24 protein-coding genes are annotated in these 22,715 nt (G+C 62.6%); 17 read left to right on the top strand and 7 right to left on the bottom strand.

Features of this window, described 5'->3' with window-relative positions; translation table 11 throughout:
* Nucleotides 1-51 precede the first annotated feature (51 nt).
* Nucleotides 52-1,278, top strand: coding sequence for an MgtC/SapB family protein (locus BG83_RS0122990; protein ID WP_024978948.1), 1,227 nt, complete (start codon nucleotides 52-54; stop codon nucleotides 1,276-1,278).
* Between the two features lie 52 nt (nucleotides 1,279-1,330).
* On the opposite strand, the gene BG83_RS0122985 is transcribed toward BG83_RS0122990, so the two are convergent.
* Nucleotides 1,331-1,798 (bottom strand): CBS domain-containing protein, encoded by a 468-nt coding sequence (locus BG83_RS0122985; protein ID WP_024978947.1) that lies wholly within the window; start codon nucleotides 1,796-1,798, stop codon nucleotides 1,331-1,333.
* Nucleotides 1,799-2,083: 285 nt separating this feature from the next.
* Between BG83_RS0122985 and BG83_RS0122980 the strand changes: the two genes are divergently transcribed.
* From BG83_RS0122980 to BG83_RS0122955, 6 genes are read left to right on the top strand one after another with little or no spacing between them, the layout of a single operon-like run.
* Nucleotides 2,084-2,584: a universal stress protein gene (locus tag BG83_RS0122980; RefSeq protein ID WP_024978946.1), complete on the top strand. Its 501-nt coding sequence runs from the start codon at nucleotides 2,084-2,086 to the stop codon at nucleotides 2,582-2,584.
* A 40-nt stretch (nucleotides 2,585-2,624) separates the two neighbouring features.
* Nucleotides 2,625-3,464 carry a universal stress protein gene (locus BG83_RS0122975; RefSeq protein ID WP_024978945.1) on the top strand — a complete coding sequence of 280 codons (840 nt, stop codon included), beginning with the start codon at nucleotides 2,625-2,627 and terminating at the stop codon, nucleotides 3,462-3,464.
* A gap of 33 nt (nucleotides 3,465-3,497) precedes the next feature.
* Nucleotides 3,498-4,151, top strand: coding sequence for a BON domain-containing protein (locus BG83_RS0122970; protein ID WP_024978944.1), 654 nt, complete (start codon nucleotides 3,498-3,500; stop codon nucleotides 4,149-4,151).
* Between the two features lie 45 nt (nucleotides 4,152-4,196).
* Nucleotides 4,197-4,727, top strand: coding sequence for a flavodoxin family protein (locus BG83_RS0122965; RefSeq protein WP_024978943.1), 531 nt, complete (start codon nucleotides 4,197-4,199; stop codon nucleotides 4,725-4,727).
* Between the two features lie 46 nt (nucleotides 4,728-4,773).
* Complete coding sequence (locus tag BG83_RS0122960; RefSeq protein ID WP_024978942.1) at nucleotides 4,774-5,136, top strand: TraR/DksA family transcriptional regulator; 363 nt, start codon at nucleotides 4,774-4,776, stop codon at nucleotides 5,134-5,136.
* Between the two features lie 30 nt (nucleotides 5,137-5,166).
* Nucleotides 5,167-5,814 carry a BON domain-containing protein gene (locus tag BG83_RS0122955; RefSeq protein WP_024978941.1) on the top strand — a complete coding sequence of 216 codons (648 nt, stop codon included), beginning with the start codon at nucleotides 5,167-5,169 and terminating at the stop codon, nucleotides 5,812-5,814.
* Between the two features lie 85 nt (nucleotides 5,815-5,899).
* Here the strand turns inward: BG83_RS0122955 and BG83_RS0122950 are convergent, their stop codons facing one another.
* Nucleotides 5,900-6,700 carry a helix-turn-helix domain-containing protein gene (locus tag BG83_RS0122950; RefSeq protein ID WP_024978940.1) on the bottom strand — a complete coding sequence of 267 codons (801 nt, stop codon included), beginning with the start codon at nucleotides 6,698-6,700 and terminating at the stop codon, nucleotides 5,900-5,902.
* A 295-nt stretch (nucleotides 6,701-6,995) separates the two neighbouring features.
* On the opposite strand from BG83_RS0122950, the gene BG83_RS0122945 reads away from it, so the two are divergent.
* From BG83_RS0122945 to mgtA, 7 genes are all read left to right on the top strand, one after another.
* Nucleotides 6,996-8,342, top strand: a complete 1,347-nt coding sequence (locus tag BG83_RS0122945; protein WP_024978939.1) for a PAS domain-containing sensor histidine kinase — start codon at nucleotides 6,996-6,998, stop codon at nucleotides 8,340-8,342.
* Nucleotides 8,339-8,986, top strand: coding sequence for a response regulator transcription factor (locus BG83_RS0122940; protein WP_024978938.1), 648 nt, complete (start codon nucleotides 8,339-8,341; stop codon nucleotides 8,984-8,986). Before BG83_RS0122945 ends, BG83_RS0122940 begins: the two co-directional genes overlap by 4 nt.
* 144 nt (nucleotides 8,987-9,130) lie before the next feature.
* Nucleotides 9,131-10,267: an ABC transporter permease gene (locus BG83_RS0122935; protein WP_024978937.1), complete on the top strand. Its 1,137-nt coding sequence runs from the start codon at nucleotides 9,131-9,133 to the stop codon at nucleotides 10,265-10,267.
* 2 nt (nucleotides 10,268-10,269) lie between these two features.
* Nucleotides 10,270-10,968: an ABC transporter ATP-binding protein gene (locus BG83_RS0122930; protein ID WP_037032383.1), complete on the top strand. Its 699-nt coding sequence runs from the start codon at nucleotides 10,270-10,272 to the stop codon at nucleotides 10,966-10,968.
* Nucleotides 10,965-12,050 carry an HlyD family secretion protein gene (locus BG83_RS0122925; RefSeq protein WP_024978935.1) on the top strand — a complete coding sequence of 362 codons (1,086 nt, stop codon included), beginning with the start codon at nucleotides 10,965-10,967 and terminating at the stop codon, nucleotides 12,048-12,050. Before BG83_RS0122930 ends, BG83_RS0122925 begins: the two co-directional genes overlap by 4 nt.
* The gene (locus tag BG83_RS0122920) at nucleotides 12,047-13,537 is read left to right on the top strand and encodes an efflux transporter outer membrane subunit (protein ID WP_024978934.1); all 1,491 of its coding nucleotides are present in this window, start codon (nucleotides 12,047-12,049) and stop codon (nucleotides 13,535-13,537) included. The genes BG83_RS0122925 and BG83_RS0122920 overlap by 4 nt, the downstream gene beginning before the upstream one ends.
* Nucleotides 13,538-13,610: 73 nt before the next feature.
* Entirely contained in the window at nucleotides 13,611-16,217 is a 2,607-nt protein-coding gene (mgtA, locus tag BG83_RS0122915; protein WP_024978933.1) for a magnesium-translocating P-type ATPase, read from the top strand.
* Nucleotides 16,218-16,248: 31 nt separating this feature from the next.
* Here the strand turns inward: mgtA and BG83_RS0122910 are convergent, their stop codons facing one another.
* The 5 genes from BG83_RS0122910 to BG83_RS0122890 all read right to left on the bottom strand — a co-directional run bounded on the left by BG83_RS0122910 (nucleotide 16,249) and on the right by BG83_RS0122890 (nucleotide 20,272).
* Nucleotides 16,249-16,899, bottom strand: coding sequence for a phosphoribosyltransferase (locus BG83_RS0122910; protein ID WP_024978932.1), 651 nt, complete (start codon nucleotides 16,897-16,899; stop codon nucleotides 16,249-16,251).
* A gap of 4 nt (nucleotides 16,900-16,903) precedes the next feature.
* Nucleotides 16,904-17,587, bottom strand: a complete 684-nt coding sequence (locus BG83_RS0122905; RefSeq protein ID WP_024978931.1) for a dienelactone hydrolase family protein — start codon at nucleotides 17,585-17,587, stop codon at nucleotides 16,904-16,906.
* A 34-nt stretch (nucleotides 17,588-17,621) separates the two neighbouring features.
* On the bottom strand, nucleotides 17,622-18,086 hold the full coding sequence (locus BG83_RS0122900) for a cyclic nucleotide-binding/CBS domain-containing protein (protein WP_024978930.1): 465 nt from the start codon (nucleotides 18,084-18,086) through the stop codon (nucleotides 17,622-17,624).
* A 22-nt stretch (nucleotides 18,087-18,108) separates the two neighbouring features.
* The gene (locus BG83_RS0122895) at nucleotides 18,109-18,597 is read right to left on the bottom strand and encodes a hypothetical protein (RefSeq protein ID WP_024978929.1); all 489 of its coding nucleotides are present in this window, start codon (nucleotides 18,595-18,597) and stop codon (nucleotides 18,109-18,111) included.
* A gap of 184 nt (nucleotides 18,598-18,781) precedes the next feature.
* Nucleotides 18,782-20,272: a bifunctional aminoglycoside phosphotransferase/ATP-binding protein gene (locus BG83_RS0122890; RefSeq protein WP_235193259.1), complete on the bottom strand. Its 1,491-nt coding sequence runs from the start codon at nucleotides 20,270-20,272 to the stop codon at nucleotides 18,782-18,784.
* Between the two features lie 187 nt (nucleotides 20,273-20,459).
* Here BG83_RS0122890 and BG83_RS0122885 point away from each other — a divergent pair, with 187 nt between their 5' ends.
* The 3 genes from BG83_RS0122885 to BG83_RS0122875 are packed head-to-tail and all read left to right on the top strand — an operon-like array spanning nucleotide 20,460 to nucleotide 22,713.
* Complete coding sequence (locus BG83_RS0122885) at nucleotides 20,460-21,497, top strand: zinc-dependent alcohol dehydrogenase family protein (RefSeq protein ID WP_024978927.1); 1,038 nt, start codon at nucleotides 20,460-20,462, stop codon at nucleotides 21,495-21,497.
* A gap of 44 nt (nucleotides 21,498-21,541) precedes the next feature.
* The gene (locus BG83_RS0122880; protein ID WP_024978926.1) at nucleotides 21,542-22,198 is read left to right on the top strand and encodes a nitroreductase family protein; all 657 of its coding nucleotides are present in this window, start codon (nucleotides 21,542-21,544) and stop codon (nucleotides 22,196-22,198) included.
* A gap of 8 nt (nucleotides 22,199-22,206) precedes the next feature.
* The gene (locus tag BG83_RS0122875; protein WP_024978925.1) at nucleotides 22,207-22,713 is read left to right on the top strand and encodes a hypothetical protein; all 507 of its coding nucleotides are present in this window, start codon (nucleotides 22,207-22,209) and stop codon (nucleotides 22,711-22,713) included.
* Nucleotides 22,714-22,715 lie beyond the last annotated feature (2 nt).

The following is a 22,715-nucleotide window of genomic DNA, read 5'->3' as shown; positions in this document are numbered from 1 at the left end:
CCACGCGCAATACTGAATGGGTGCAATGCAACGGCCATCCGGCTCCACTGAATGACTTCACTACTGTCCTTCTCGGTTGCCTTGGGCGTGGGCCTGGCGATCGGCCTTGAGCGCGAGCGTAGTCACACCGGCAGCGCAGAGTTGCCGGCAGGCATGCGAACCTTTGCGATTGGGTCGCTGGCAGGCGCCATTGCGGCAAGCCTGCCGGTGCCGTTTGCCTTGCCGATTGTGTTGCTGACGGTCGCGGTGTTGGCGGCGGTGGGTTATCACCATTCGGCCAATGTTGATCCTGGCGTGACGACGGAACTCGCACTGGTGGCGACCACGCTGTTAGGCGCCTATGCCGTGAGCGAGCCCGAAATGACGGCTGGCCTAGGTACGGTACTTCTGGTCCTGCTCTATGCCAAAGCGGGTTTGCATCGGTTTGCCCGTACGGTCATCACCCAGCGTGAACTCGCCGATCTGCTGATCCTCGCCGTCGCGGCATTGCTGATCTGGCCCGCGGTTCCCGACCGGAACATAGGGCCGCTGAACGCCTGGAACCCGCATACGCTGTGGCTGGTTGTGCTGCTTGTCATGCTGACCGGTAACACAGGCCATTTTGCGGCGCGATGGTTTGGAGAGCGCATCGGCTTGCCGCTGGCCGGCCTGTTCAGTGGGTTTGCATCGAGTGTGGCAACGATCACGGCGATGGCGTCGCGGGTCCGGAAGGACCATCGACCCATTGACGGTGCGGTTGCCGCAGCGCTGCTGTCCAACGTCGCCACGATGGTGCAGATGCTGCTGCTGATTGCCGCCATCAGCATCGACTTGCTGCGCGTGCTGGCGGCGCCGCTGGCGGTGGGCATGATAGCGACCGTGGCATGGTCTGCTCTATGGATATGGCGCGGCAGCGAGCCGCTTCAGGAGGCGCCGGAGAGTTCAGCGTCATCCATCAATTGGAGGGTCGCGATCGGTTTTGCGTTGTGGACGGCGGCCTTGCTGCTTGCCGCCGCCGCCGCTCGCACATGGTTCGGGACAGCAGCGGTGGTGGCTGTCACCGTGTTTGGCTCATTTGCCGATGTGCATGCCGCGACTGCATCCATTGCAACGCAGGTTGCTGGTCATACGCTGCAGATATCTACGGCAGGCACGCTGGTGATGCTCGCGCTGACGGCCAACACGTTCTCGAAGGTTGTCGTGGCCATCAGCGGTGGGCGTGCCTTTGCCAGCAGGGTCACCGCAGGTCTGCTGACCATGCTTTTGTCCTGCTGGGCGGTGTTCTGGTTTGTCGCCTAGTCAATTTTGGCTAATGCACATGCGGATCAGACCCGTCTCCAGAGGGGAAGACTCAGAGAATCAAATCGGACGGCGCATGCTGGCGGGAGCCGGTCGCGTTCTCGCGACCGAGAATGCCGGCCAGCAAGGTCCATTCGCCGCCCATCGCGCGGATGGTGTCGTCCAGGCTGAGCATGCCCACCAGCCGTTGCTGGCGATCGACCACGGCCAGACGGTGCAGGCCGTGGCTCAGCATCGAGCGCAAGGCTTCACTGATCACGGCGTCATTGTGGATGGTCAGAAGACCGCGCGTCATGACTTCCGAGACGGCGGTCTGGGTGCAATCACTGCGGCTGGCAATGCCGTGCACCACCATGTCGCGGTCTGTCACGATGCCCACCACCCGCGAACCGCCAGCGGTGTGTTCCGTGACAAGCAACGCCCGGGCGCTTTCGTCCCGCATCAACCGGGCAGCTTGTTGCAGCGTTGCCGTTGCCTGAACGTGGACGATGCGGTGGGAACAAATCTCGTCGACCCTCATGCTGAACTCCGATGCGCGTACGTTTTCACTATAAGAACGGGAAGGTGTCGGAGGTTGATCCCGCACAAGGTGCCGTGAGCTTTCCGTGACTGCAGCAGGAGGCAGTCGATAGCGAACGAGTCTATCGAGCGTTGGACGCAAGCGCTTGAGGCAGATCAAGTGGCATGGCCGGCGCATCCGGTGAGCCAAACGCTGATGTAAATCAAGGGGTGATCCGCTTGGTGGTCCAACATGGAATCCAGCAACCCCGTTTGGGGCGGACGACGGATTCGACGGAGGCAGATCATGTACGACAGGATTCTGGTGGCGGTGGATGGCAGCCCTACGGGAGATCGCGCGCTGGACGAGGCAATCCAGCTTGCGCAAAAGCTCGGCTCTGAGCTGGTCATCGCCCACGTGATCGACAACTCGTATCTGATGTACGACGTTGGCTATATCGATGTCGGCGCCTTTACCGAGGCATTGGTCAAACAAGGCAATCAAATCGTTGCCGACGCGCGGGCCAAGGCCGAAAAGGCAGGTGTGCACGTCCACAGCGTGGTGGTGGACGACCCCATCGGAACCTTCGATATCGGCACTGCCCTTGAACAGGCGGCCCATAACGTCGGTGCGCAAGCCCTGGTGCTGGGCACGCACGGGCGTCGCGGCTTCCAGCGTTTGCTCCTGGGCAGCGTGGCCGAGAGCGTTGTACGCCGGAGCACGCTGCCGGTGCTGCTCGTCCGCGCGTTGCCCACGGAAACACCGCATGCGGCGACCGAACCGCTAAGCAATGCCGTCATTGCCTAGCCGGGTAGCTCGTCCTCTGACACAACATCGGGATCTGACCATGAGCTATGCCAGTGTGATGGTGCATCTGGATCGCAGCGAACGCGCCATGCATCGCCTCAACCTTGCGGCCCAGTACGCGCAGGCGCACGGCGCCAAACTCGTCGGCATCTATGCGAGCTTTGCGCCAAGCCTCAGCTGGTTCTACATGATGGAGAACGCTGCGCGCTATCTGGAGGAAGACCGCATCCGGCGCGACGGCATCCGCGATACCGTACAAGCGCGCTTTCGCCAGGCGACGGAGCGCCTTGGGGTGGAAACGGAGTGGCGTGCCGTGGAAGGCGATCCCGTGGCACTCGTGCTGCGCGAAGCGCGGGAGACCGATCTTCTCGTCGTCGGACAACGGAACCACGATGACCCGGATGAATTTATCGCCGGCGACTTTGTGGAAACCCTGATCCTGGAGTCGGGCCGCCCGGTGCTGGTTGTGCCGTACGCGGGCAACTTCACGGCATTGCCGCAGCGCGTTCTGGTGGCCTGGAGCGGCGGTCGCGAATCGGCCCGTGCGCTGCACGACGCCATGCCAATGATGACGGGCGCAAATGTGCACGTGCTGCAGATCACGAGCACGCAGCCGAAGCACTGGGCCGAAGAAACCACGGTGGGTCAGGTGGCGCGTGCGTTGAACGCGCGCGGCATTCACACAACGGTGGAAGAGACCGACTGTGCAGATTCCGACACCGCCGTAGGTGAGTTGCTGCTCTCGCGAGCGGCCGATTTCAATGCCGATCTGATCGTGATGGGAGCCTACGGGCACAGCCGCTTGCGCGAACTCGTGCTGGGCGGGGTGACACGCACCCTGCTGAAGACGATGACCGTGCCGGTGCTGATGTCGCACTGAGCTTCGACCTCAATTGAACCAGAGAAGGTCGCCATGAAAAACGATATCCAGCTCAAGCACGATGTCGAAGAAGAACTGCAATGGGACCCGGCGGTGGATGCCAGTCGCTTTGCAGTGCAGGCCAAGGACGGCGTCGTCACGCTCTCCGGCGGCGTCGACACGTTCGCTGACAAGCATGCCGCGGAAGAGGCGATCCGGCGCGTTGCCGGTGTGACCGCCCTTGTCATCCACGTGGATGTACGGATGCCGCCGGATATGGAACGCCCGGATGACGAGATTGCGCAGGCAATCAGCAGTGCGTTGCATTGGAATGCATCGGTGCCGTCCGGTGCAGTACAGATCACCGTCGAAGACGGGGCCGTGACGCTGCGCGGTGAAGTCGACCAGGACTTCCAGCGCCGTGCGGCGCTAGACACGGTGCGCAGAGTCCACGGCGTGAAGTCCGTGGCCAATGCGCTGACATTGCGCCCCGCCTCCGGCCCGGCGGATCTGAGTGATCGCATTGCGAGGGCGCTGCAACGCCTGGCGGTGGTCGACGCCTCGCGCCTCAGTGTTTCCGTGGCGGATGGGACGGTGACCTTGTATGGGCCGCTGCGCAACCTCAACGAGTGCCGTGCGGCTCGCGAAGCCGCATGGGACGCGCCGGGCGTGCGTGCCGTTGTCGATCAGATGTGGGTTGTTTCCTAGAGGCAATTGCCCGTTCCACTGCTTTCGAAATCCCTGGAGTACGAGATGGAAAAGAAGCTGATCGTGTACTACTCGCGCACCGGCACGGCACGTCAGGTGGCCGAACAGATGGCTGCGCAAAGCGGATGGCAGCTTGCCGAGGTGACGGACGAGCATCCGCGTGCCGGCTTCTTGGGAGATGCGCGCTGTGTCATCGAAACGGTATTCCATGCGCGCGCCAAGTATCGCTATGAAGGTCCGTCCCTTGATGAAGTCGAACACGTCATCGTGATCGCACCCATCTGGATGGGCCACCTGGCTTCGCCCATGCGGGACTTCCTGGCTGACCAATTGCCCGGGTCCACGCACCTGTCCGTGATTTGCGTCATGGCGGCGCGCGGGGCATTCCGTGCGGTCGAAGAAATCATGCGGATCACCGCCACCATTCCCGCGCCGGTGCTGGCGCTGTTCCAGCGCGACGTGCTCAGCGGGTTATCGCAGGAGGAGATGGCGGGCTTTATCGATCAGGTGAAGGCGGCCGGCCGGTGGGAGCAATCGAGGCAGCGTCCGGCCTGGCTCTCGCCAACGGAAGCGTGAAGCCGAACACACGGTGCGACGCTGAATCAACAGAAGGAGACTCGGCATGACCCGCTTTACCGAGGTGCAATGGAAACGGCTGAGGAGCTTGCTCGACGAACAGGAAGCACGCGTGCAGCGCCAACTATCGGCGCTGGGCGGATCCGTTGTGCCGATGCCCCGTGAAGCGCCGTTCGAGAACGCGGATCTTGCCGATGAAGAGGCGGGGGACCAAACGAACGACGTCATGCTTGTGCGTTACCGAAGGGAGCTTGAGCAACTGAATGCTGCACGCGAGCGTATGCAGCAGCACAGCTACGGCATCTGCGTCGATTGTGGCGAAGCGATTCCGTTTCTACGCCTGCAAGCCCAGCCGACAGCCATGCGCTGTCTGTCTTGCCAAACGGCGCGTGAACGCCACTGGGCATAGCCAGGCGACTCTATCTAGCAGGAGCGAGGTATGAAAAGCGATCTGGGTATCAAGCAGGACGTCAACGACGAACTGGTTTGGGAACCTGCGGTGGATGCCGCGGCGATTGGTGTGGAAGTGGAAAACGGCGTGGTGACACTGACCGGCCACGTGCACAGCTACATGGAGAAGCTCGCTGCAGAGCATGCGGCCGAGCGTGTTGCTGGTGTGCGTGGAGTCGTGCAGAAAATCGAAGTCCGTCTGCCGGGAGCACACACGGACGCCGACGTTGCCCAAGCGGCCCGTGCCGCGCTGGAATGGCAGGTCAGCCTACCGTCCAACCGCATTGAGGTGCTGGTCGAAAATGGCTGGGTGACGCTCTCGGGTGAGGTGGACTGGCCATATCAGAGCGAACAGGCGGCGCATGCGGTGGGATCGTTGCGCGGTGTCGCCGGGCTGATCAACCGGCTGCGGATCAAAGCGCGCGTGGCGCCGGCCAATGTTGCCGAGCAGATTGGTGCGGCGCTCAAGCGGCATGCCGCGCGCGAGGCCGACCACATCCGCGTCTCTGTTCAGGGCGGGACGGTTACGCTCAGCGGCCACATCGGTTCCGCAGCGGAGCGGCGCGCGGCCAAGGGGGCGGCATGGTCCGCACCTGGCGTGACGGAAGTCATCGATCATCTCCAGATCGCGCCGTAAGGTTGGAAATATGCAGGAAAAAAAACACGCCGCCCCGCCAGAAAAAGCGGGGCGGCATGTTTTTTTTGAGGGGCAGGCAGAGCGATCAAAGCTCCATCAGGGCGGCCTTGTCGGTCAGCTCGATGTTCTTGCCGCTCACCACGATCCAGCCTTCGCGCTGGAACCTCGACAGCGCTCGGCTGACAGTCTCAAGCTGCATGCCAAGGTAGCTGCCGATTTCTTCGCGGGTCATGCGCAGCGTGAAGCTCAAAGCGGAGTATCCGCGGTCCTGCATGCGCGTGGAGAGATTCAGCAGGAAGGTGGCAACACGCGCTTCCGCGCTTAGCCCGGCGAGCAGCAGCATGAGGCCCGACTCGCGCACGATCTCTTCGGCCATCAGTTGGTGAAGGCGATGTTGCAGTGGGCGGATGTCCTGGCACAGGTCCTCAACGCAATGGAAAGGCATGGAGCAGACCGTGCTGTCTTCCAGGGCAATCGCATCACAGGTGTGGCGATCGGCGGCAATGCCGTCGAGCCCAAGCGTTTCGCCCGACAGTTGGAATCCGGTGACGTGATTTGCGCCGTTGGGGTGCGATACCACGGTTTTGAACGATCCCGACCGGATGGAATACAGTGCGTGGAAGATGTCACCCGCACGGAAGAGTGCTTCGCCCTTGGCGATCTTGCGCCAGGTGTGCACCATCTGGTCCAGCTGTTCGCGTTGCGCGGATGGTACAGCGCTCGCGATGCAGGCCCAGTGCATCATGCAATTGGCGCACTGGCTGCTGGGGATCAGTGGCGTTGTCTGGCGGACCTGTGTTGCGTCGCGCACGAGCCTGAGCTGAGGAAGTGAAGCAGGATGGCGGGTTTCGACGGGTGCAGGGGACTCTATCGTGCGCGGAATCATGGGGCGGCTCCGGAAGGCGTCTGTAGTGTTTGAACCACACATCCTCGGTGAGATGGTGGGTATCCGGTCACAGCGTTCCACCAGGGTCCGGTGTCCGTACGCTCAGTATCGGAGGTGCCGGGTTTGCACGAAATCAGGCAGTGCTGAGATGGTCGTCGGGATGTGCCATGCCGTTGTCAGGGTTCCCTGACAGCGGCGGCAGGGTTTTCCGGGGGGCGTCTCCTTCACACGGCTAGTATCTCCAGCCTTAGGAATGGGCTATGTTGATTGCATCCCGACCTTTTGATGGTGTCCGGTGGCGGAGAAAGACGCTCAATCCTCGAAGGCGACGCACAGGCGGCGGCTGCAGTTGCAATCCACCTCAGCCGAACTTGTGGTGGGTGGGCTGGCCATTTTGCTGCTGGCCGCGTCGGTTGCCCGGCTGGCATTTGCCCTCAACGCCGGGGACGCTCCCTTTGTTTTGCTAGCCTCGGCAAGTATTTCTGCCGTGATCGCACTGGTGTTCTATTGGCTGCGGCTACGGAAGTTGCGAGCCGCCGTCGCCCGCGATCTGTCGTACCTTGAAAAGAGCGAAGCCCGGTTGGCCGGCATCATCCGCTCGTCCATGGAAGCCATCATTTCAGTCGATGACAGCCAGCGCGTCGTGCTGTTCAATCCCATGGCCGAAACACTGTTCGGTTGTTCAGCTCGCCAGGCCATCGGTCGGCCACTGTCAGACTTTATTCCCGAGCGGTTTCGCGGCGCGCACGAAGCGCACGTGAGGCGCTTCGGGGTGACGGGCGTGTCGGAACGCCAGATGGGTAAGCAGCGCCCGCTGTTTGCCCTGCACACCGATGGGCGAGAGTTCCCGATCGAAGCGTCGATTTCGCAGATCGAGGTGAACGGCGGCAAGCTTTTCACGGTGATGCTGCGCGATACCACGGAGCGTGCCCGCGCGGAAGCGGCGCTGCGGCGCTCTCAGGAAGAGTTGCAACATCTGTCGGACAGCGTTCTGGCAACGCGGGAAGAGGAGCGGCACCGCATCGCCCGTGAACTGCACGACGATCTGGGGCAACGCCTGAGTGCGCTCAAGATGGACATTTCGCTGCTGGCGGCGGATCTGCAGGCCGCACGGAGCGACAAGGCGCTGATCGACCAGACCCAGGCGATGCAACACGTGATTGACGAGACGATCGTTGCCGTGCGGCAGATCTCGGCGGATCTTCGGCCGCCGTTGCTCGACGAGCTGGGGCTTGTGCCTTCCATCGAGTGGATGGCCAAGAATTTTCGCCAACGCTTTGGCCTGGTCGTGACTGTGCATGCACAAGAACTGGCAATGAACGAGCGCGCTGCCATCTCGGTCTTTCGGATCGTGCAGGAGGCGCTCAACAATGTCGTGCGCCACGCCGATGCCACTCGCGTTGAGATCGAGTTCTCGCAGCAGGAGGACGTGCTGGAGTTGTCCATTCAAGACAATGGGCATGGCTGGAGTGGGGCGCCTCCGGCGGTGGGTGAACGCAAGCCGCTGGGGTTGCTTGGCATCCGCGAACGGGCCCGGTTACTGGGCGGGCAGGCAACGATCACACACGTGCCTGGGGGCGGCTTTCGCTTGAGTGTGAGCTTTCCCGCCGTTCACGAAGCCATTGAGGAGGCACGGACATGATTCGCGTGATGATCGCCGACGATCATGCCGTGATGCGCGATGGCGTGCGTCATATCCTGGAGCGCGCGGGGGATTTTGAAGTCGCATGTGAAGCCTCTGACGGTACGCAGGTGGTGCAACTGGTGCGCGACCATCAACCGCAGGTGATCGTGCTCGATCTTTCGATGCCGGGGCGCAGCGGGCTGGAGCTGCTCCGCCAGCTGCACGATGATCACCCCAGGGTGCGCGTGCTGGTGCTGACCATGCATGCTGAAGAGCAGTACGTAGCGCGCGCCTTCCGTGCTGGGGCGGCCGGTTATCTGACGAAGGAAAGCGCCGCCACCGAACTGGTCAGTGCGCTGCAGAAAGTGGCGAGCGGCGGCACCTATGTCAGTCCGCCCATGGCGGAGAAGCTCGCCCACAGCCTGGGCGAGCCCAGTGATGAGGCCGCCCACACGCGCCTGTCCGACCGTGAAATGGAGGTCTATCGCCGGCTGGTGCGCGGCGAGCCCTTGACCGAAATCGCCACAAGCCTGTGTGTGAGCGCCAAGACCATCAGCACCTACAAGATGCGGTTGATGGACAAGCTGCAGCTCTCTAGCGAAGCTGCCCTTGTGCGTTACGCAATACGTCATCGCTTGTTCTCCGACGACGATACGCTGTAGCGCAATCCCCGCAGGACCCAGCGCGGTCTTGCGACACGTCAAAGGCCGCCGCGCCCGAATCGCTATCGTTGATGCACATGCATCGGCCGGTCGATATCACGCCCGGGGCGTATCCCTGTCTGCCATGCATGGCCTGGGGGCCATGTGCAAGCCATTCTCAAACTCGCCTACAAGCTGCTGGTCAATGACAAGGCCAAGTTGAGCGGTTTGCTGGTCGGCATTACGTTTGCGGTGTTTCTGATGATCGAGATGACGTCGCTGTTTGCGGGCGTGCTCAATCGGTCTTCGTCTGCCGTGTACAACATCGGCGCTCGCATGTGGGTCATGGATCCGGCTGTCAACACCGTGGCCAATTCCATCGGCATGCCGGATTACGTTCTTGATGCGGTACGCAGCATTCACGGCGTGAAATTTGCCGTACCGCTGTATTCAGGCGGCGCACTTGTGCGTCTGAACAGCGGAGCCTATCAGCCCGTGACCGTGGTCGGCATCGACGACACCAGCCTGTTCGGCCGCCCTCGCATGCTCAGTGGCCGTATCCAGGATCTGTACGGCGAGAACGCCTTCATCGTCATCCAGGACGCCGAGTTCGGGAAGCTCGAAAACCCACATATCGGCACGGAATTCGAAGTCAACGACCATCGAGGGGTGATCGTCGGCATTGGCGAGGTGGCAACAAGCGGATTGTTTGGCGTGCCCACCCTGTACACAACGTATCGCCGCGCTGTGCAATATCTGCCCGGTACGCGCTACACGATGTCATACATCCTGATTGAGCCCAAGACCGAGGCCGACATTGCAGCGATCGAACGTGCGGTAGACCGGCTAGGTTATCGCGCCGTGACCAAAGAAGAGTTCATCAACCGCATTTCTCGCTTCTATACCTTCCAGACCGGGCTTGGCACCAACATCCTGCTGATGACGGTGATCAGCTTTGTGGTGGGGTTGTCCATATCGGGGCAGACCTTCTACACCTTCATCCTGGAAAACCTGGAGCGCTTCGGCGCACTCAAGGCCATCGGGGCCAAGGGGCGCGAGCTGGTCACGATGATCGTCTTCCAGGCCACGTTCGTGGCGCTGGTTGGCTACGGGCTGGGCATCGGCCTATGTGCCGCGTCGATCGCGCTGGTGCGTCTTCGCATTCCGGACTATGCGGCCATGATCACGTTCACCAATTTGATGCTGGCGCTGGCCATGGTGGTGGCGATTGCCGGCATATCTGGCTACATCGGGGTGCGCAAGGTACTACGCATCGAGCCTTTCGACATCTTCCGGGGTTGATCGTGGCCAATGTTGCCATTGCCGCGCAGGCACTCGATAAATGGTTTGGCGAGGGCGAGGCGCGTACTCGTGCGCTCATGCAGGTCAGTTTCGAGGCCGAATTCAACGAGATGCTGTTCATTGTCGGGCCTTCGGGCAGTGGCAAGACCACACTGCTGAGCGTGATCTCCGGCATCCTGCGCCCCGATGGCGGCCGCGCGGTGGTGGATGGGGTCGACATCTGGAGCCTGGGTGCCGACGCTCTGGCCGATTTCCGCCTGGGCAAGATTGGCTTCGTGTTTCAGGACTACCACCTGTTCCCGCGTCTCACCACGGTTGAGAACGTCGCCATCCCGTTAATCCTGCGGCATGTGCCGTGGGACACAGCGCTCGAGCAGGCCATGCACTACCTCGATGTGGTTGGGCTGAAGAACCGCGCGCAGTTGCCGCCGGTCAAGCTCAGCGGTGGAGAGCAGCAGCGCGTGGCCATTGCACGTGCCATCGTCACGCAGCCCGACATCCTGATCCTGGATGAACCCACCGCATCGCTGGATGGCGACACCGGCCGCGCCATCATGCAGTTCGTGAAGACGGAGATCCTGAATGCGCACCGCTGCATCGTGATCGTGACGCACGACGCGCGCATCCTCGACATGGCCAGCCGCATCCTCGACATGGAGGATGGCAAGCTGAGCCGCATTGAACACGGAGAGATGCGATGAAGATCCGATGGTTGTTTGTGCTCTCTGTGATCGGTGCGCTGGCAGGGTTGGGGGCGGCCATTTACTACGCACGGCAGAGGCCGCCGCTGCCGCCTGTCTTCCAACCGGCGGCGAATCCGTACGCGACGGGCATCTACGCCAACGGCATTGTCGAAAGCGATCAGCCCAGTGGCGCCAACCTGAACCTGTATGCCGAAGTGTCGGGCACCGTCGCCCGTATCGCCGTGCAGGAAGGGCAGGCAGTCAAGCGCGGCGATGTGCTGATCCAGATCGAGGATTCCGTGCAACGCGCGCTGACGGCACAGCAGCAGTCGCAAGCGGATGCCGTCGACGCCCAGTTGAACGCGCTGCTCGCCCAACCGCGCAAGGAAGCGCTGGAAGTCACCCGCGCGCAGGTGAGCGCCGCAGATGCCGGCTTGCGCACCGTGCAGGATCAGTTGGACAAGCTTGAAGCGGCCGCCCGGCTCAATCCCAAGGCAGTCAGTCGCGATGCAATGGACAACGCTGCCAACGCGGTACGGGTGGCGCACGGCAATCTTGCAGTTGCCCAGCGTCAGTACGACCTGACGCGCGCCGGCGCCTGGAGCTACGACATCCGCACGCTGCAAAAACAGCGCGACGCCTTACAGAAGGGCGCGGCAGCAGCGGCGGCATTGCTCGAAAAATATGCCGTGCGGGCACCGGTGGATGGTGTTGTCATGTCCGTGAACACGGCAATGGGCAGCTATGTATCGCCGCAGGGCACCTATGACGCCTACACACGGGCCAACGTGCCGCTGGTCACGATGAGCACCGGTCAGAACAAGCTGGCCGTGCGTGTGTATGTGGACGAGATCCTGGTACACCGCCTTCCGCCCGGTGCAGTACAGGCACGCATGTTTGTGCGCGGCACCGATGTCAGCGTGCCGCTGGAATTTGTGCGCGTGCAGCCGTACGTGTCGCCCAAGGTGCAGTTGTCCGACCAGCGCTCCGAACGCGTGGATGTGCGCGTGCTGCCGTTGCTTTTCCGCTTCAAGCAGCCAGACAAGCTCGCCGTCTATCCCGGCCAACTGGTCGACGTCTATCTGCAGGGGGCGTCGTGAAAGCGGCGGCGGGGGCGCTAGCCGCAGCGGTTGTGGTCTGGGGCTGCGCGGTCGGGCCAGATTTCCACGCACCGCTGGCACCTGACGTCGATCGCTATCTTCGTGACGGCGATCCTGCGCAGGCGGCCTCTGCAGACGGCGTTGCGCAACGCTTCACGGCGGCAGCAGTGCCTGCTGCAGACTGGTGGCGCGCCCTCGGCAGTCCCGCGCTTGATCAGGCCATGGAAGCGGCTGTTACGGCCAACCCGAGCCTGCAGCAGGCAGAAGCCAACCTGCGCGCCGCGCAAGACCTGTTGCGAGCTGGCGCGGGAGTGTTCTACCCGCAGGTGGCTGGATCAGCCGATGTGTCACGCCAGGCAGCGGTGCCCGCCAGGCTCGGGCAGACCGGCGCGCCAAGCCTTTTTACGCTGTGGACACTGGGGGCATCCATCAGTTACGCGGTCGATATCTTTGGCGGCAATCGGCGTGCGGTGGAATCACTGGCGGCGCAAGCAGAAGGGCAAAGGTACGCGGTTGCCGCCGCCTACCTTGCGCTGACCGGCAATCTGGTGAACGCCGTGATCGCGCATGCCGCCTATCAGGCGCAGATCGACACCACGCGCAGCCTGATTGCCGTGGTGCGCGAGCAGGTGGAGATTGCACACGCACAGGTCGAAGCCGGCGTCATGGCGCATGCCAGCGAGTTGAGCCTTGCTGCGCAATTGGCGTCGTTGGAAGCATCGCTGCCGCCGCTGGAGCAGAAGCGTGACCAGGCTGCGCATCTGCAAGCGGTGTTGGCCGGCCGATTTCCTTCCGAGGCAGACGCCGTAGACGTTGCGCTCAACGGGCTGCAACTGCCGGCGGACCTGCCCAGGCTGGTGCCCTCTGAACTGGTGCGCCAGCGGCCCGACGTTCTGGCCGCACAGGCGCGCCTGCACCAAGCCAGCGCAGAGGTGGGTGTTGCAACGGCGGCGATGCTGCCAAGCCTGACCCTGAGCGCAGACTACGCCCGGATGAGCGGCCGTAGCGCCGATCTGTTCGGTGCGAAAGCCGGCGCCTGGAGCGTGGGGGCAAACCTTGTCGCCCCGCTATTTGAAGGCGGTACCCTGTATTTCCGCCGTTCCGCATCCCGGCAGGCATTGCAGGCTGCCGATGCCGGCTATCGGCAGGTGGTGCTCGCTTCATTTGAGCAGGTGGCCGATGTGCTGCGTGCGCTTGAACACGATGCAGTGCAGCTTGACGCACAGTTGCGCGCGCAGGCGGCGGCAAGTGCCGCGCTGGAAGAGATCAACGCAGACTACCGTGCTGGTGTTGCTGGTTATCTGCAGGTGCTCAGTGCTGACCTGCAGTATCAGCAAGCCGTGCTCGGCACGCTGCAGGTGCGTGCACAGCGGCTGCAAGACACCGTGGCGCTGTTCCTTGCGCTGGGCGGCGGCTGGCGTGGCGCCGGCATTGAACCCCCGGTGGCGGGCACGCACGACAGCCGCCCAGGCAACGATGGCCGTTGAGTTGCGTCAAGGCCCGACGCGCGTCCTGCGCTCTAATGGTTTGCACATCCATGCGGTTTGCTCGCAATTTCCTATGCACATCACGTCCGTGCCGTTTCCGCATTCGCCCGCCGACGATCTCTCAATGTGGTCGGCGCTTGCCTCACAGGACGTGCTGGACCGGCTTCAGACCCAGACGCAGGGCCTGACGCAGGAAGCCGCTGCACAGCGCCTGCGCGAATACGGGTTCAACCGCGTGGCCAACGGCCATCACGAAGCTGTGCTGATTGAGTTGGTGCGCCGATCGGTCAATCCGCTGAATCTGCTGCTGATCTCGCTGGCGGGCGTCTCGGCGGTGTTGGGCGATGTACGGGCGGCCGTGCTGATTGCCGTCATGGTGGTGCTGAGTGTTGTGCTGGGCTTTCTGCAAGAGCACCGCTCGAACCGGGCGGCGGAGGCGCTGCGTCGCATGGTGCATACAACGGCAACGGTACGGCGCATCGGTTCCGATGGTGCCGAAGCGAGCCAGGAAATCCCGATCGAGCAACTGGTGCCAGGCGATATCGTTCAGCTTTCCGCCGGTGACATGATCCCGGCCGACTTGCGGTTGCTCAGTGCGAAGGATGTGTTCGTCAACCAGTCGGCACTGACTGGCGAAGCCATGCCACAGGAAAAGCACGCGCAGCCCTCCGACAGCCATCCTGCGGCGGATTTCGACCGGCCCAACCTGTGCTTCATGGGCAGCGCAGTGGTGAGCGGCTACGCCACGGCCGTTGTCTTGACCACCGGGCACCGCACCGCCTTTGGTCATGTGGCCAACCTGATTGCCGGGCAGCGCGTGCAGACCAGCTTTGATCGCGGCATTACCCGATTCACATGGCTGATGCTGACGCTGATCCTGGTGATGGCGCCCACGGTCTTTCTCATCAATGGATTGACCAAGGGCAACTGGTTTGAGGCGCTGTTGTTTGCGGTGGCGGTGGCCGTTGGCCTGACGCCCGAGATGTTGCCGATGATCGTCACGGTCAATCTGGCCAAGGGCGCCATCGCCATGTCGCGCAAAAAGGTCATCGTCAAGCGGCTCAACGCCATCCAGAATTTCGGCGCGATGGACGTGCTGTGCACCGACAAGACCGGCACGCTTACGCAAGACCGCATCATCCTCAAGCATCACCTCGACTTGCGCGGCGAAGAATCCGACCAGGTGCTGGAGTACGCATTTCTTAACAGCTTCTATCAGTCGGGCTTGAAGAACCTGCTGGACGTGGCCGTGCTCAAGCACGTGGAGCTGGAGCAGCGTCTGGATGTGCATGCGCGTTTCCAGAAAATCGATGAGCTGCCGTTTGACTTCGAGCGCCGGCGCATGTCGGTTGTGCTGGCGCAGGACGACGGCACGCACGTGCTGATCTGCAAGGGTGCGGTGGAAGAAGTGCTGGCCGTCAGCGCGCGTTACGTGAGCGGCGATGAGGCAGGCCCGCTGGAGGCAAGCCACCTCCAAGATACGCGGCAGTTGGCGGAGAACCTGAATGCTGACGGTTTCCGTGTCGTGGCTGTTGCATACAAGGAGATGCCGCCCGAGCAAAGCCAGTACGCCGTGGCAGACGAGTCAGGGTTGACGTTGCTGGGGTATATCGCCTTTCTCGACCCGCCGCGTGATACGGCCGCGCCTGCCATTGCCGCATTGAAGGCAAGCGGCGTGGCAGTCAAGATCCTGACCGGGGACAACGCCATTGTTGCGCGCAAGATCTGTCGCGAGGTCGGTCTGGCCGTGGAACCGGTGGTGCTTGGCACCGAGCTGGCTGCCATGTCACCCGACCAGATGGCTGACATGGCCGAACGCGCTTCGGTGTTCGCCAAGGTGTCGCCCGCGCAGAAGGCGGCCATTGTCGAGGCACTGCACCGCAGAGGTCACGTCGTGGGCTTCATGGGTGACGGCATTAACGATGGGCCGGCGCTCAAAGCCGCGGATGTTGGCATCTCCGTGGATAGCGCGGTCGATATTGCCAAGGAGTCCGCCGACATCATCCTGCTGGAGAAAAGCCTGGCGGTGCTGGGCGAGGGCGTGACGGAAGGGCGCAAGGTGTTCGGCAACATCGTCAAGTACATCAAGATGGGCGCCAGCTCAAACTTCGGAAACATGTTCAGCGTGCTGGGCGCAAGCCTGTTTCTGCCCTTTCTGCCAATGGCACCGGTGCAGGTGCTGCTCAACAACCTGCTCTACGACTTCTCGCAAACCGCCATCCCGACCGACAACGTGGACGACGAGTACCTGGTCAAACCACGACGGTGGGAGATCGGCAGCATTCTGAAGTTCATGCTGTACATGGGGCCGGTCAGTTCGTTGTTTGATTTTGCGACCTACGCGCTGCTGCTGGGTGTCTTTCACGCGTGGGCGGATCCGGCGCTCTTCCAGTCCGGGTGGTTTGTTGAATCGCTGCTCACGCAAACGCTCATCATCCATATCATCCGCACAGGGAAGGTGCCGTTCGTGCAAAGCCGGGCGAGTACTGCACTGGTACTGACCAGCGTCGCCATTGCCTGCGTGGGTGTCGCCATGCCGTTGACATCGGTCGGGGCGCTCTTCGGCTTTGTGCCGCTGCCGGCAGCGTACTGGCCCGGCCTGGCAGCGATCGTACTGACCTATGGGTTGTTTGCCTACGTGATGAAAGCCTGGTACGTGCGCAGATACGGTCTGGATTGAATCCGGGCGTGGCGCGCCTGTAGAGGCCGCGTCAGCCAGCCCGGCGTTCGGATTGCGGACCCGCGGCCAGCGCGGCACACACCTCGGCATCCTCGACCTGAGGAAAGTCGGTGTAATACAAGCCGACCGCGCGAAAACCCTGCGGCGCGTAGAGGCAGACGATCTCATCGGCCAGCGGTCGAATGTCGTCCAGGCTATCTGGTGCCGCCACGGGAACCGCGCAGATGAGGCGTTGCGGATGACGCTGCCGTATGGCGTGGAGTGCCGCCTTCATGGAAGCTCCGGTCGCCAGCCCGTCGTCGACCACGATCACAACGCGTCCTCCTACGTCATACGGACCGCGGTTCGGGGTATAGAGCGCACGGCGCCGACGGATGACGTCCATCTGTTCTGCGCTTTCCTGTTCGAGGTATGTCGTATCTGCGCCAATGCGTCCTGCATAGGGTGCGATGTAGGTCCAGCCGCCTTCTTCCACAGAGCCGACGGCCAGTTCGGGGTTGAACGGTGCGCCGAGCTTGCGAACCAGCACCACATCGAGCTGACCGCCAAGCGCGGTTGCGATGAGAGCGCCCATGGGAACCGCACCCCTTGGAATGGCCAGCACCAAAGGGTGCATGTCCTTGTACTTCTCCAGTGCCTGCGCGAGCATACGCGCCGCATCCAATCGATCTTTGAATCGCATGGGGCTACCTCGCGTGTCTGTGGGGTTGGGTGGTTGCACTCAGGTGGCGGACAAACCATGCCCGCGCCAGCTCGGCCACCTGCTCGAGCGCGCCTTCCTCTTCAAAAAGGTGCGTTGCGTGGGGCACCGTCTCCAGGGCTTTCTCACAATGCATCTGGCTCAGGGCTTGCCGGTTGAGATCGAGCACGTCCAGATCGGCTGCGCCAACGATCAGCAGGGTTGGGCAGGCGAGTTTGCCCAGCGCGCGTTGGCCGGCAAGATCAGGGCGGCCACCGCGGCTGACGACCGCTTCGATTGGGTCGGCGTCGTCCGGCTCGGCAGCCGCCAGAATCGCGGCTGCGGCCCCCGTGCTGGCGCCGAAGTACCCCAGCCGCAACCCGCGTTCGCGAGCGATGTTGCCTACCGCGTGCGTGGCTGTATGCAGACGCCGCGCCAGAAGGTCGATATCGAACCGGCACGAGGCGTGCGATGCCTCTTCGGCGCTCAACAGATCGAATAGCAGCGTGCCTAGGCCTGCGGCGTGGAGCTGATCCGCAACGTACTGGTTCCGTGGACTGAGCCGCGAGCTTCCGCTGCCATGCGCAAAGATCACCAGGCCCGCCGCGTTGCCGGGGCAGTACAGGGTGCCTTCCAGCACGGCATCGTCCGCCACGATGTCCATGCTGAGAGAAAGCGGCTCGGGATTCATGGGGAGGTTTTCCTGAAGTGGAGTGGCAGCCGATTTAGACGCTCAGCGGCGGCTGGACGCTGCCGGTGGTCTCGCGTTCACGCTCGTTATGGACGAGGCGGGCGATCAGGCTCCATTCAGTGGCCATTGCGCTCAGCACGTCGTCCAGAGACAGCACTCCAACCAGCGCGTCGTCGGACGTCACACCAACACGCCGCACGCCGCATGAGAGCATTTCCTGCAACGCGTCGCTGAGGCTGGCATCGAGCGGTACGTTGGAGATGCCCCGGCTCATCACATCGGCCACACAGGTCTGGGAGGGGCTGACGCCAACCGCAACCGCATCAAGCACGATGTCGCGATCCGTGACGACGCCGATCGCGCGGGGTCCGGAAGGGGTGTTCTCCGTCACGACCAGCGCACCGACATGCTTCTGGCGCATCTGCTGTGCCGCCTCCTGAAGCGTGCACGAGAGCGGAATATGGACTGCATTGTGTGAATAGACGTCCTGAACTCGCATGACGGGCTCCTTGGCCTGTTGATCAGGCGGTCTTCTCAGCTCTTGTCGTGGTGGATCGTGCCAGTCCGTTCTTCTTCGCCTCGGAGGCTGGCGGGGCCATGAGGTTGAAGCTGTCAAAGAAGGCTTTCAGCGAATCGGAGGACGCGGCAAACAGCTGTGAGGAAGAGGTTTGAGCTTCGGGTGGCTGCATCTGCTGCGTCCACTCCGTCAACCGACGCAAATAGGCGGCCTGCAGCTTGTTCGTGAACTCGGCCCACGTCTTTAGAGCGTTAGCACCGTGGCTTGATTGCATCTTCATGAAGATGCTTTGTGCAGTGGCCAGCGATGTCCAGTCATGCGTGCCGCTCAATTCATGTTCCATCTCACGCACGTCTTCCAGCGCAGCCTCGGCCAGCTTCAGGCGCAAGCGTGACAGGTCAATTTGTGCCTCGAGCATGAAGCTGGCGGTGCGGCTCATGTCGCGCATGACAGCGCATGCCAGATTGCATGCCATATCAGCAGGTTGTTGCATTGTGATCTCCGGTGGGGTCTTGGCGGGCAGGTGAGCCGGGCCGCCGAATAAGGTATCCATATGCAGCGTAGGCACTCTGCAGTTGTGTGCGTTGATATGGCGCAAATTGGCGGCCGCGCGTGAAATACCATCGCCACGGTGCTTGGTCTCAAGGCACTTGGTTGCCTGGCCTGCCCAAACGAAATCACTGCTCTCTGCCTCTGATGTAGGGCACCACGTTGGAGATCTCGCCAGGGATCACATGTGCCCGCTCCTCCACGTTGAGCGGCTGTTGTGTGGCGATCTGCGCGTCCAGCACGTGCAGGTCTGCTTCCGAGGCGTCGAGCCCGCCTCGCATGCGATTGCGGATACGCATACGCAGCGTGTCGACGTCGGCAACGCAGTCCGCGATGGCCACGGCCACGCCCAATCGGTGGGCCAGTGAGAAGAAACGTCTGCGCTGGCGCTCGGCCAGAAACGTGGCGTCGGCAATCATCGGAAAACCGGCGCTTGCCCCCAGCTTGCAGACGGCGGCCAGACGCCGATAGGTACGTTCGACTGCGCGCGGCAGGTAGCGATCGACGGCGGCGACATACCGGGTGCGTTGGCGCTCGACGTCGGAGCGCACGCGGATCATCCCTTCTGCTTCGGCAAGCTGTGCGGCGCGGGTGGATTTTCCGCTGCCGGAAAGGCCATGCATGAGAAGAATGCAGGCGTCGTTTCGGCGCAGCAGCTCCCGAGACAGGTCGAGCATGCGGCGTGCCTCGCCGCGCAGCTTTGCTGCCAGATCGGGGGTTCCGTCCAACTGATGGGCGCGCTCCAGCAGCACACGAGCACGCACGAGTGCGCGCATCGATGCGTAGAAAGGCAGTACCGCCAACCCCGCATAGTCACCACATCGTTCGAGATAACGGTTGATCAGCCGATACGCCAGCCCATGCAGGCCCGCGGCGAGCAAATCCATGAACAGAAAGGCGGTGTCGTACATGGTGTCGATCCACCGGAGCGAGGGCGAGAATTCCAGACAGTCGAACGGCGTCGGCTGGCCACCGATCAACACGATGTTGCCCAGGTGCAGATCGCCGTGGCATTCGCGGATGTGGCGGCCGCGCCGACGTGATGCGAATGCCTCTTCGAGGCGGTCTGCATGCTTGCGAAGCAGCGCTACCGTGGCCGCCGCAATCGGGGGTTCAGTGCTGAGGGCACTCACCCCCGCTGCGCAGTCCTCAAGCGTGCGCCGAATGCTTGAGGGTGTTCCGTCGTCTGAAACGGGGCCGCAGACAGGCGCGGTTGCGTGGAAGTCTGCGATCAGGTCGGCCAGCGCGTCGATCTCTTCCGGGCGCAGTCGCCCGGCATGGGCCAATGCACTCAGTACGTCCTGCTGGGCAAACCGGCGCATGCGGACCGCGTACTCACAAGGCGTGCCTTGTCCATCGACGTAGATTGCGCCCGTGGCCGGATCGTGCGAAATGGGCACCACGCCAAGGTATAGCGCTGGGGCGAGGCGGCGGTTGAGACGGCACTCCTCCTCGCAATCGGTTTGCCGCGCACGGAGCGTCGAAAAATCGACGAAGTCCAGCTTGATCGGCTTGCGCACCTTGTACGCAAATTCTCCGGCCAGGAAGACCCACGACAGATGGGTTTCGATCATCTGCAGATCCGCAGCGGGGTGCGGATACGCTGCCGCCTCAAGCATGCGAGTGACCAAGGCCTCCGCTGGCTGCGTGCATGGAATGGTGGGCGCTTGTTCGGCCATACGCGGGTTTCGCCTCCGGATATAGAAGGTCAATATCGCGCGGTTGCTGCCATGCGCCCTGACGTAGATCAACGTCCGCGCAGGGCGGTTGCCTAGCATGGAGTCATCGTCCTCGTTGGTGATTCCCATGAAAGCACTCGTCTACGAAGGGCCCGGCAAGATCACCCTGGCCGACAAGCCGAAACCGGAATTGCAGGCGCCCGGCGACGCGGTAGTGCGCGTCACGTTGACGACCATTTGCGGTACCGATCTGCACATCATCAAGGGCGACGTGCCGACCTGCGAGCCGGGGCGCACGCTGGGCCACGAGGGCGTGGGCGTGGTGGAGTCCGTGGGCGCTGCCGTGACATCGCTCCAGCCTGGTGATCATGTGCTGATCTCGTGCATCTCGTCTTGCGGAAAATGTGCGAACTGCCGGCGCGGCATGTACTCGCACTGCGAGACGGGCGGCTGGATCCTGGGCAATCGCATCGACGGCGTGCAGGCCGAGTACGTCAGGATTCTGCACGCCGAGACCAGCCTTTACAAACTGCCGCCTAGCGTTGATGAAGAGGCGCTGGTGATGCTGTCTGACATCTTTCCGACTGGATTCGAATGCGGCGTACTGAATGGCCGCGTCCAGCCCGGCAACAGCGTGGCAATTGTCGGTGCAGGCCCCATCGGGCTGGCCTCGTTGCTGACGGCGCAGTTCTACTCGCCGGCGCAGATCATCATGATCGACACGAACATGGCGCGGCTGGAAGTAGCCGGCCGGCTGGGTGCAACGGCCTGCATCAACGTCTCCAGTGAAGACGCCGTTGCCGCCGTGAAGCGGCTGACGGATGGCGTGGGGGTCGATTGTGCGATCGAGGCAGTGGGCGTGCCCGCGACGTTCGAACTCTGCCAGCAACTGGTTGCGCCGGGCGGGGTGATTGCGAACATTGGGGTGCATGGCGTCAAGGCAGACCTGCATCTGGAAACGTTGTGGAGCCAGAACATCGCCATCACAACAAGGCTCGTGGATACGGTCAGCACACCGATGCTTCTGAAAACGGTGCGCGCGGGGAAGCTTCTGCCAGGGCAGCTCATTACGCATCGGTTCAAGCTCGATGACATCCTCACTGCCTACGATACGTTCCGCAACGCCGCGAAGACGCAGGCACTCAAGGTGATCATCTCCGCCTAGGCGGCACATGTCCGATGGATTTTCAGTTTTGTGAGGTGGATGCCATGAGCAAGGCGATGCTCCTGTCTTATGACCCTGTGCAACATCTACTGCCGCAGCCAACGTCCCACGCGGCACCACCGGCAACCATTCCGCTGGCGCCGCCGCTACTGGATGGCGGCAACACGTTGACTGCCGCGCTGACCAAGCGGAAAAGCGTGCGGGAATTCGCGCCCACGCCACTGTCGCTGCAGCAACTGAGCGAATTGCTATGGGCGGCGAACGGCATCAACCGGCCGGAAACAGGCGGGCGCACCGCGCCTTCAGCGCATGGCCTGAACGAGATCGACATCTACGTCGCCCTGCCGGAAGGCGTCTACGAATACGAGCCTGTGGCGCACCGCTTGCGGCTCAAGCACGCCGTGGACGCGCGCAACCTGACGGGGTACCAGGATTTTGTCGGCAAGGCGCCGCTGGATCTGGTGTACGTGGTGAACCATGCTCGTGCAGACCAGATGCCCGAAGCGGTGCGCGAAACCTTTTCCGGCGTCGCCGCAGGAGCGATCTCGCAAAACGTGTCGCTTTACTGTGCTTCGGCCGGGCTCGGCTGTGTGGTGCGTGGCTGGCTCAATCAGCGTCTGCTGGCAGAAGCCTTGTCACTCAATGAAGACGAGGTTCCGGTGCTGGCGCAGACGGTTGGCCACCCGGCCGCTGATCAGTGAGGTATGAGATGAGCCAAGCAGGTCGTTTTTTGCCACACGGCATTCTCGCCGCGTTGGTTTTGGCCGCCAGCGCGCACGCTGGTGCAGTCGGGCCGGATGCTGCGGCAGCGCCGGAGGTCCGCGTACAGAACGAGATCGCCTATGTGTCAGGTGGCGTGGGGAGCGACGAGCGCGACACCATGCACGCGATGGCACGTCGTTTCAATGTGCGGCTGAACGTGGTGTCGGCCAGAACCGGCGAGGCGTTGTCGGATGTGGATGTTTCGGTTGCCGATGATCGCGGCAAGCTCCGTTTGCGCGTGCGCACGGAGGGCCCCCTGTTGTATATGCGATTGCCTCGCGGGCACTATCAGATAACGGCCGCGTATCGGGGTGTGATGCAGACCCTGAGCATTCGCGCCGGCGCACAGCCGGTCGATACCGTTGTGCGGTTGCGTATCGAACCGGAAACAGACCGGTGGCTGCTGTGCAAGCGCGATTGCCCTCGCACTGGCGCACGTCCGACGACGCGATGAGA

This window comes from Ralstonia pickettii, assembly GCF_000607165.1.
Classification (GTDB): Bacteria; Pseudomonadota; Gammaproteobacteria; order Burkholderiales; family Burkholderiaceae; genus Ralstonia; species Ralstonia holmesii.
Note: the sequence above shows the minus strand (reverse complement) of the source record. Positions and strands in the feature narration are given on the sequence as shown.

What these genes read in the sequence shown, in the direction of transcription:
- BG83_RS0122895 (WP_024978929.1), bottom strand. Translation starts at nt 18,597, where the DNA reads ATGCAACAACCTGCTGATATGGCATGCAATCTGGCATGCGCTGTCATG.
- BG83_RS0122905 (WP_024978931.1), bottom strand. Translation starts at nt 17,587, where the DNA reads ATGAATCCCGAGCCGCTTTCTCTCAGCATGGACATCGTGGCGGACGAT.
- BG83_RS0122980 (WP_024978946.1), top strand. Translation starts at nt 2,084, where the DNA reads ATGTACGACAGGATTCTGGTGGCGGTGGATGGCAGCCCTACGGGAGAT.
- BG83_RS0122900 (WP_024978930.1), bottom strand. Translation starts at nt 18,086, where the DNA reads ATGCGAGTTCAGGACGTCTATTCACACAATGCAGTCCATATTCCGCTC.
- BG83_RS0122960 (WP_024978942.1), top strand. Translation starts at nt 4,774, where the DNA reads ATGACCCGCTTTACCGAGGTGCAATGGAAACGGCTGAGGAGCTTGCTC.
- BG83_RS0122950 (WP_024978940.1), bottom strand. Translation starts at nt 6,700, where the DNA reads ATGATTCCGCGCACGATAGAGTCCCCTGCACCCGTCGAAACCCGCCAT.
- BG83_RS0122940 (WP_024978938.1), top strand. Translation starts at nt 8,339, where the DNA reads ATGATTCGCGTGATGATCGCCGACGATCATGCCGTGATGCGCGATGGC.
- BG83_RS0122880 (WP_024978926.1), top strand. Translation starts at nt 21,542, where the DNA reads ATGAGCAAGGCGATGCTCCTGTCTTATGACCCTGTGCAACATCTACTG.
- BG83_RS0122975 (WP_024978945.1), top strand. Translation starts at nt 2,625, where the DNA reads ATGAGCTATGCCAGTGTGATGGTGCATCTGGATCGCAGCGAACGCGCC.
- BG83_RS0122925 (WP_024978935.1), top strand. Translation starts at nt 10,965, where the DNA reads ATGAAGATCCGATGGTTGTTTGTGCTCTCTGTGATCGGTGCGCTGGCA.
- BG83_RS0122985 (WP_024978947.1), bottom strand. Translation starts at nt 1,798, where the DNA reads ATGAGGGTCGACGAGATTTGTTCCCACCGCATCGTCCACGTTCAGGCA.
- BG83_RS0122875 (WP_024978925.1), top strand. Translation starts at nt 22,207, where the DNA reads ATGAGCCAAGCAGGTCGTTTTTTGCCACACGGCATTCTCGCCGCGTTG.
- BG83_RS0122965 (WP_024978943.1), top strand. Translation starts at nt 4,197, where the DNA reads ATGGAAAAGAAGCTGATCGTGTACTACTCGCGCACCGGCACGGCACGT.
- BG83_RS0122970 (WP_024978944.1), top strand. Translation starts at nt 3,498, where the DNA reads ATGAAAAACGATATCCAGCTCAAGCACGATGTCGAAGAAGAACTGCAA.
- BG83_RS0122955 (WP_024978941.1), top strand. Translation starts at nt 5,167, where the DNA reads ATGAAAAGCGATCTGGGTATCAAGCAGGACGTCAACGACGAACTGGTT.
- BG83_RS0122910 (WP_024978932.1), bottom strand. Translation starts at nt 16,899, where the DNA reads ATGCGATTCAAAGATCGATTGGATGCGGCGCGTATGCTCGCGCAGGCA.
- BG83_RS0122885 (WP_024978927.1), top strand. Translation starts at nt 20,460, where the DNA reads ATGAAAGCACTCGTCTACGAAGGGCCCGGCAAGATCACCCTGGCCGAC.
- mgtA (WP_024978933.1), top strand. Translation starts at nt 13,611, where the DNA reads ATGCACATCACGTCCGTGCCGTTTCCGCATTCGCCCGCCGACGATCTC.
- BG83_RS0122990 (WP_024978948.1), top strand. Translation starts at nt 52, where the DNA reads ATGACTTCACTACTGTCCTTCTCGGTTGCCTTGGGCGTGGGCCTGGCG.
- BG83_RS0122890 (WP_235193259.1), bottom strand. Translation starts at nt 20,272, where the DNA reads ATGCTTGAGGCGGCAGCGTATCCGCACCCCGCTGCGGATCTGCAGATG.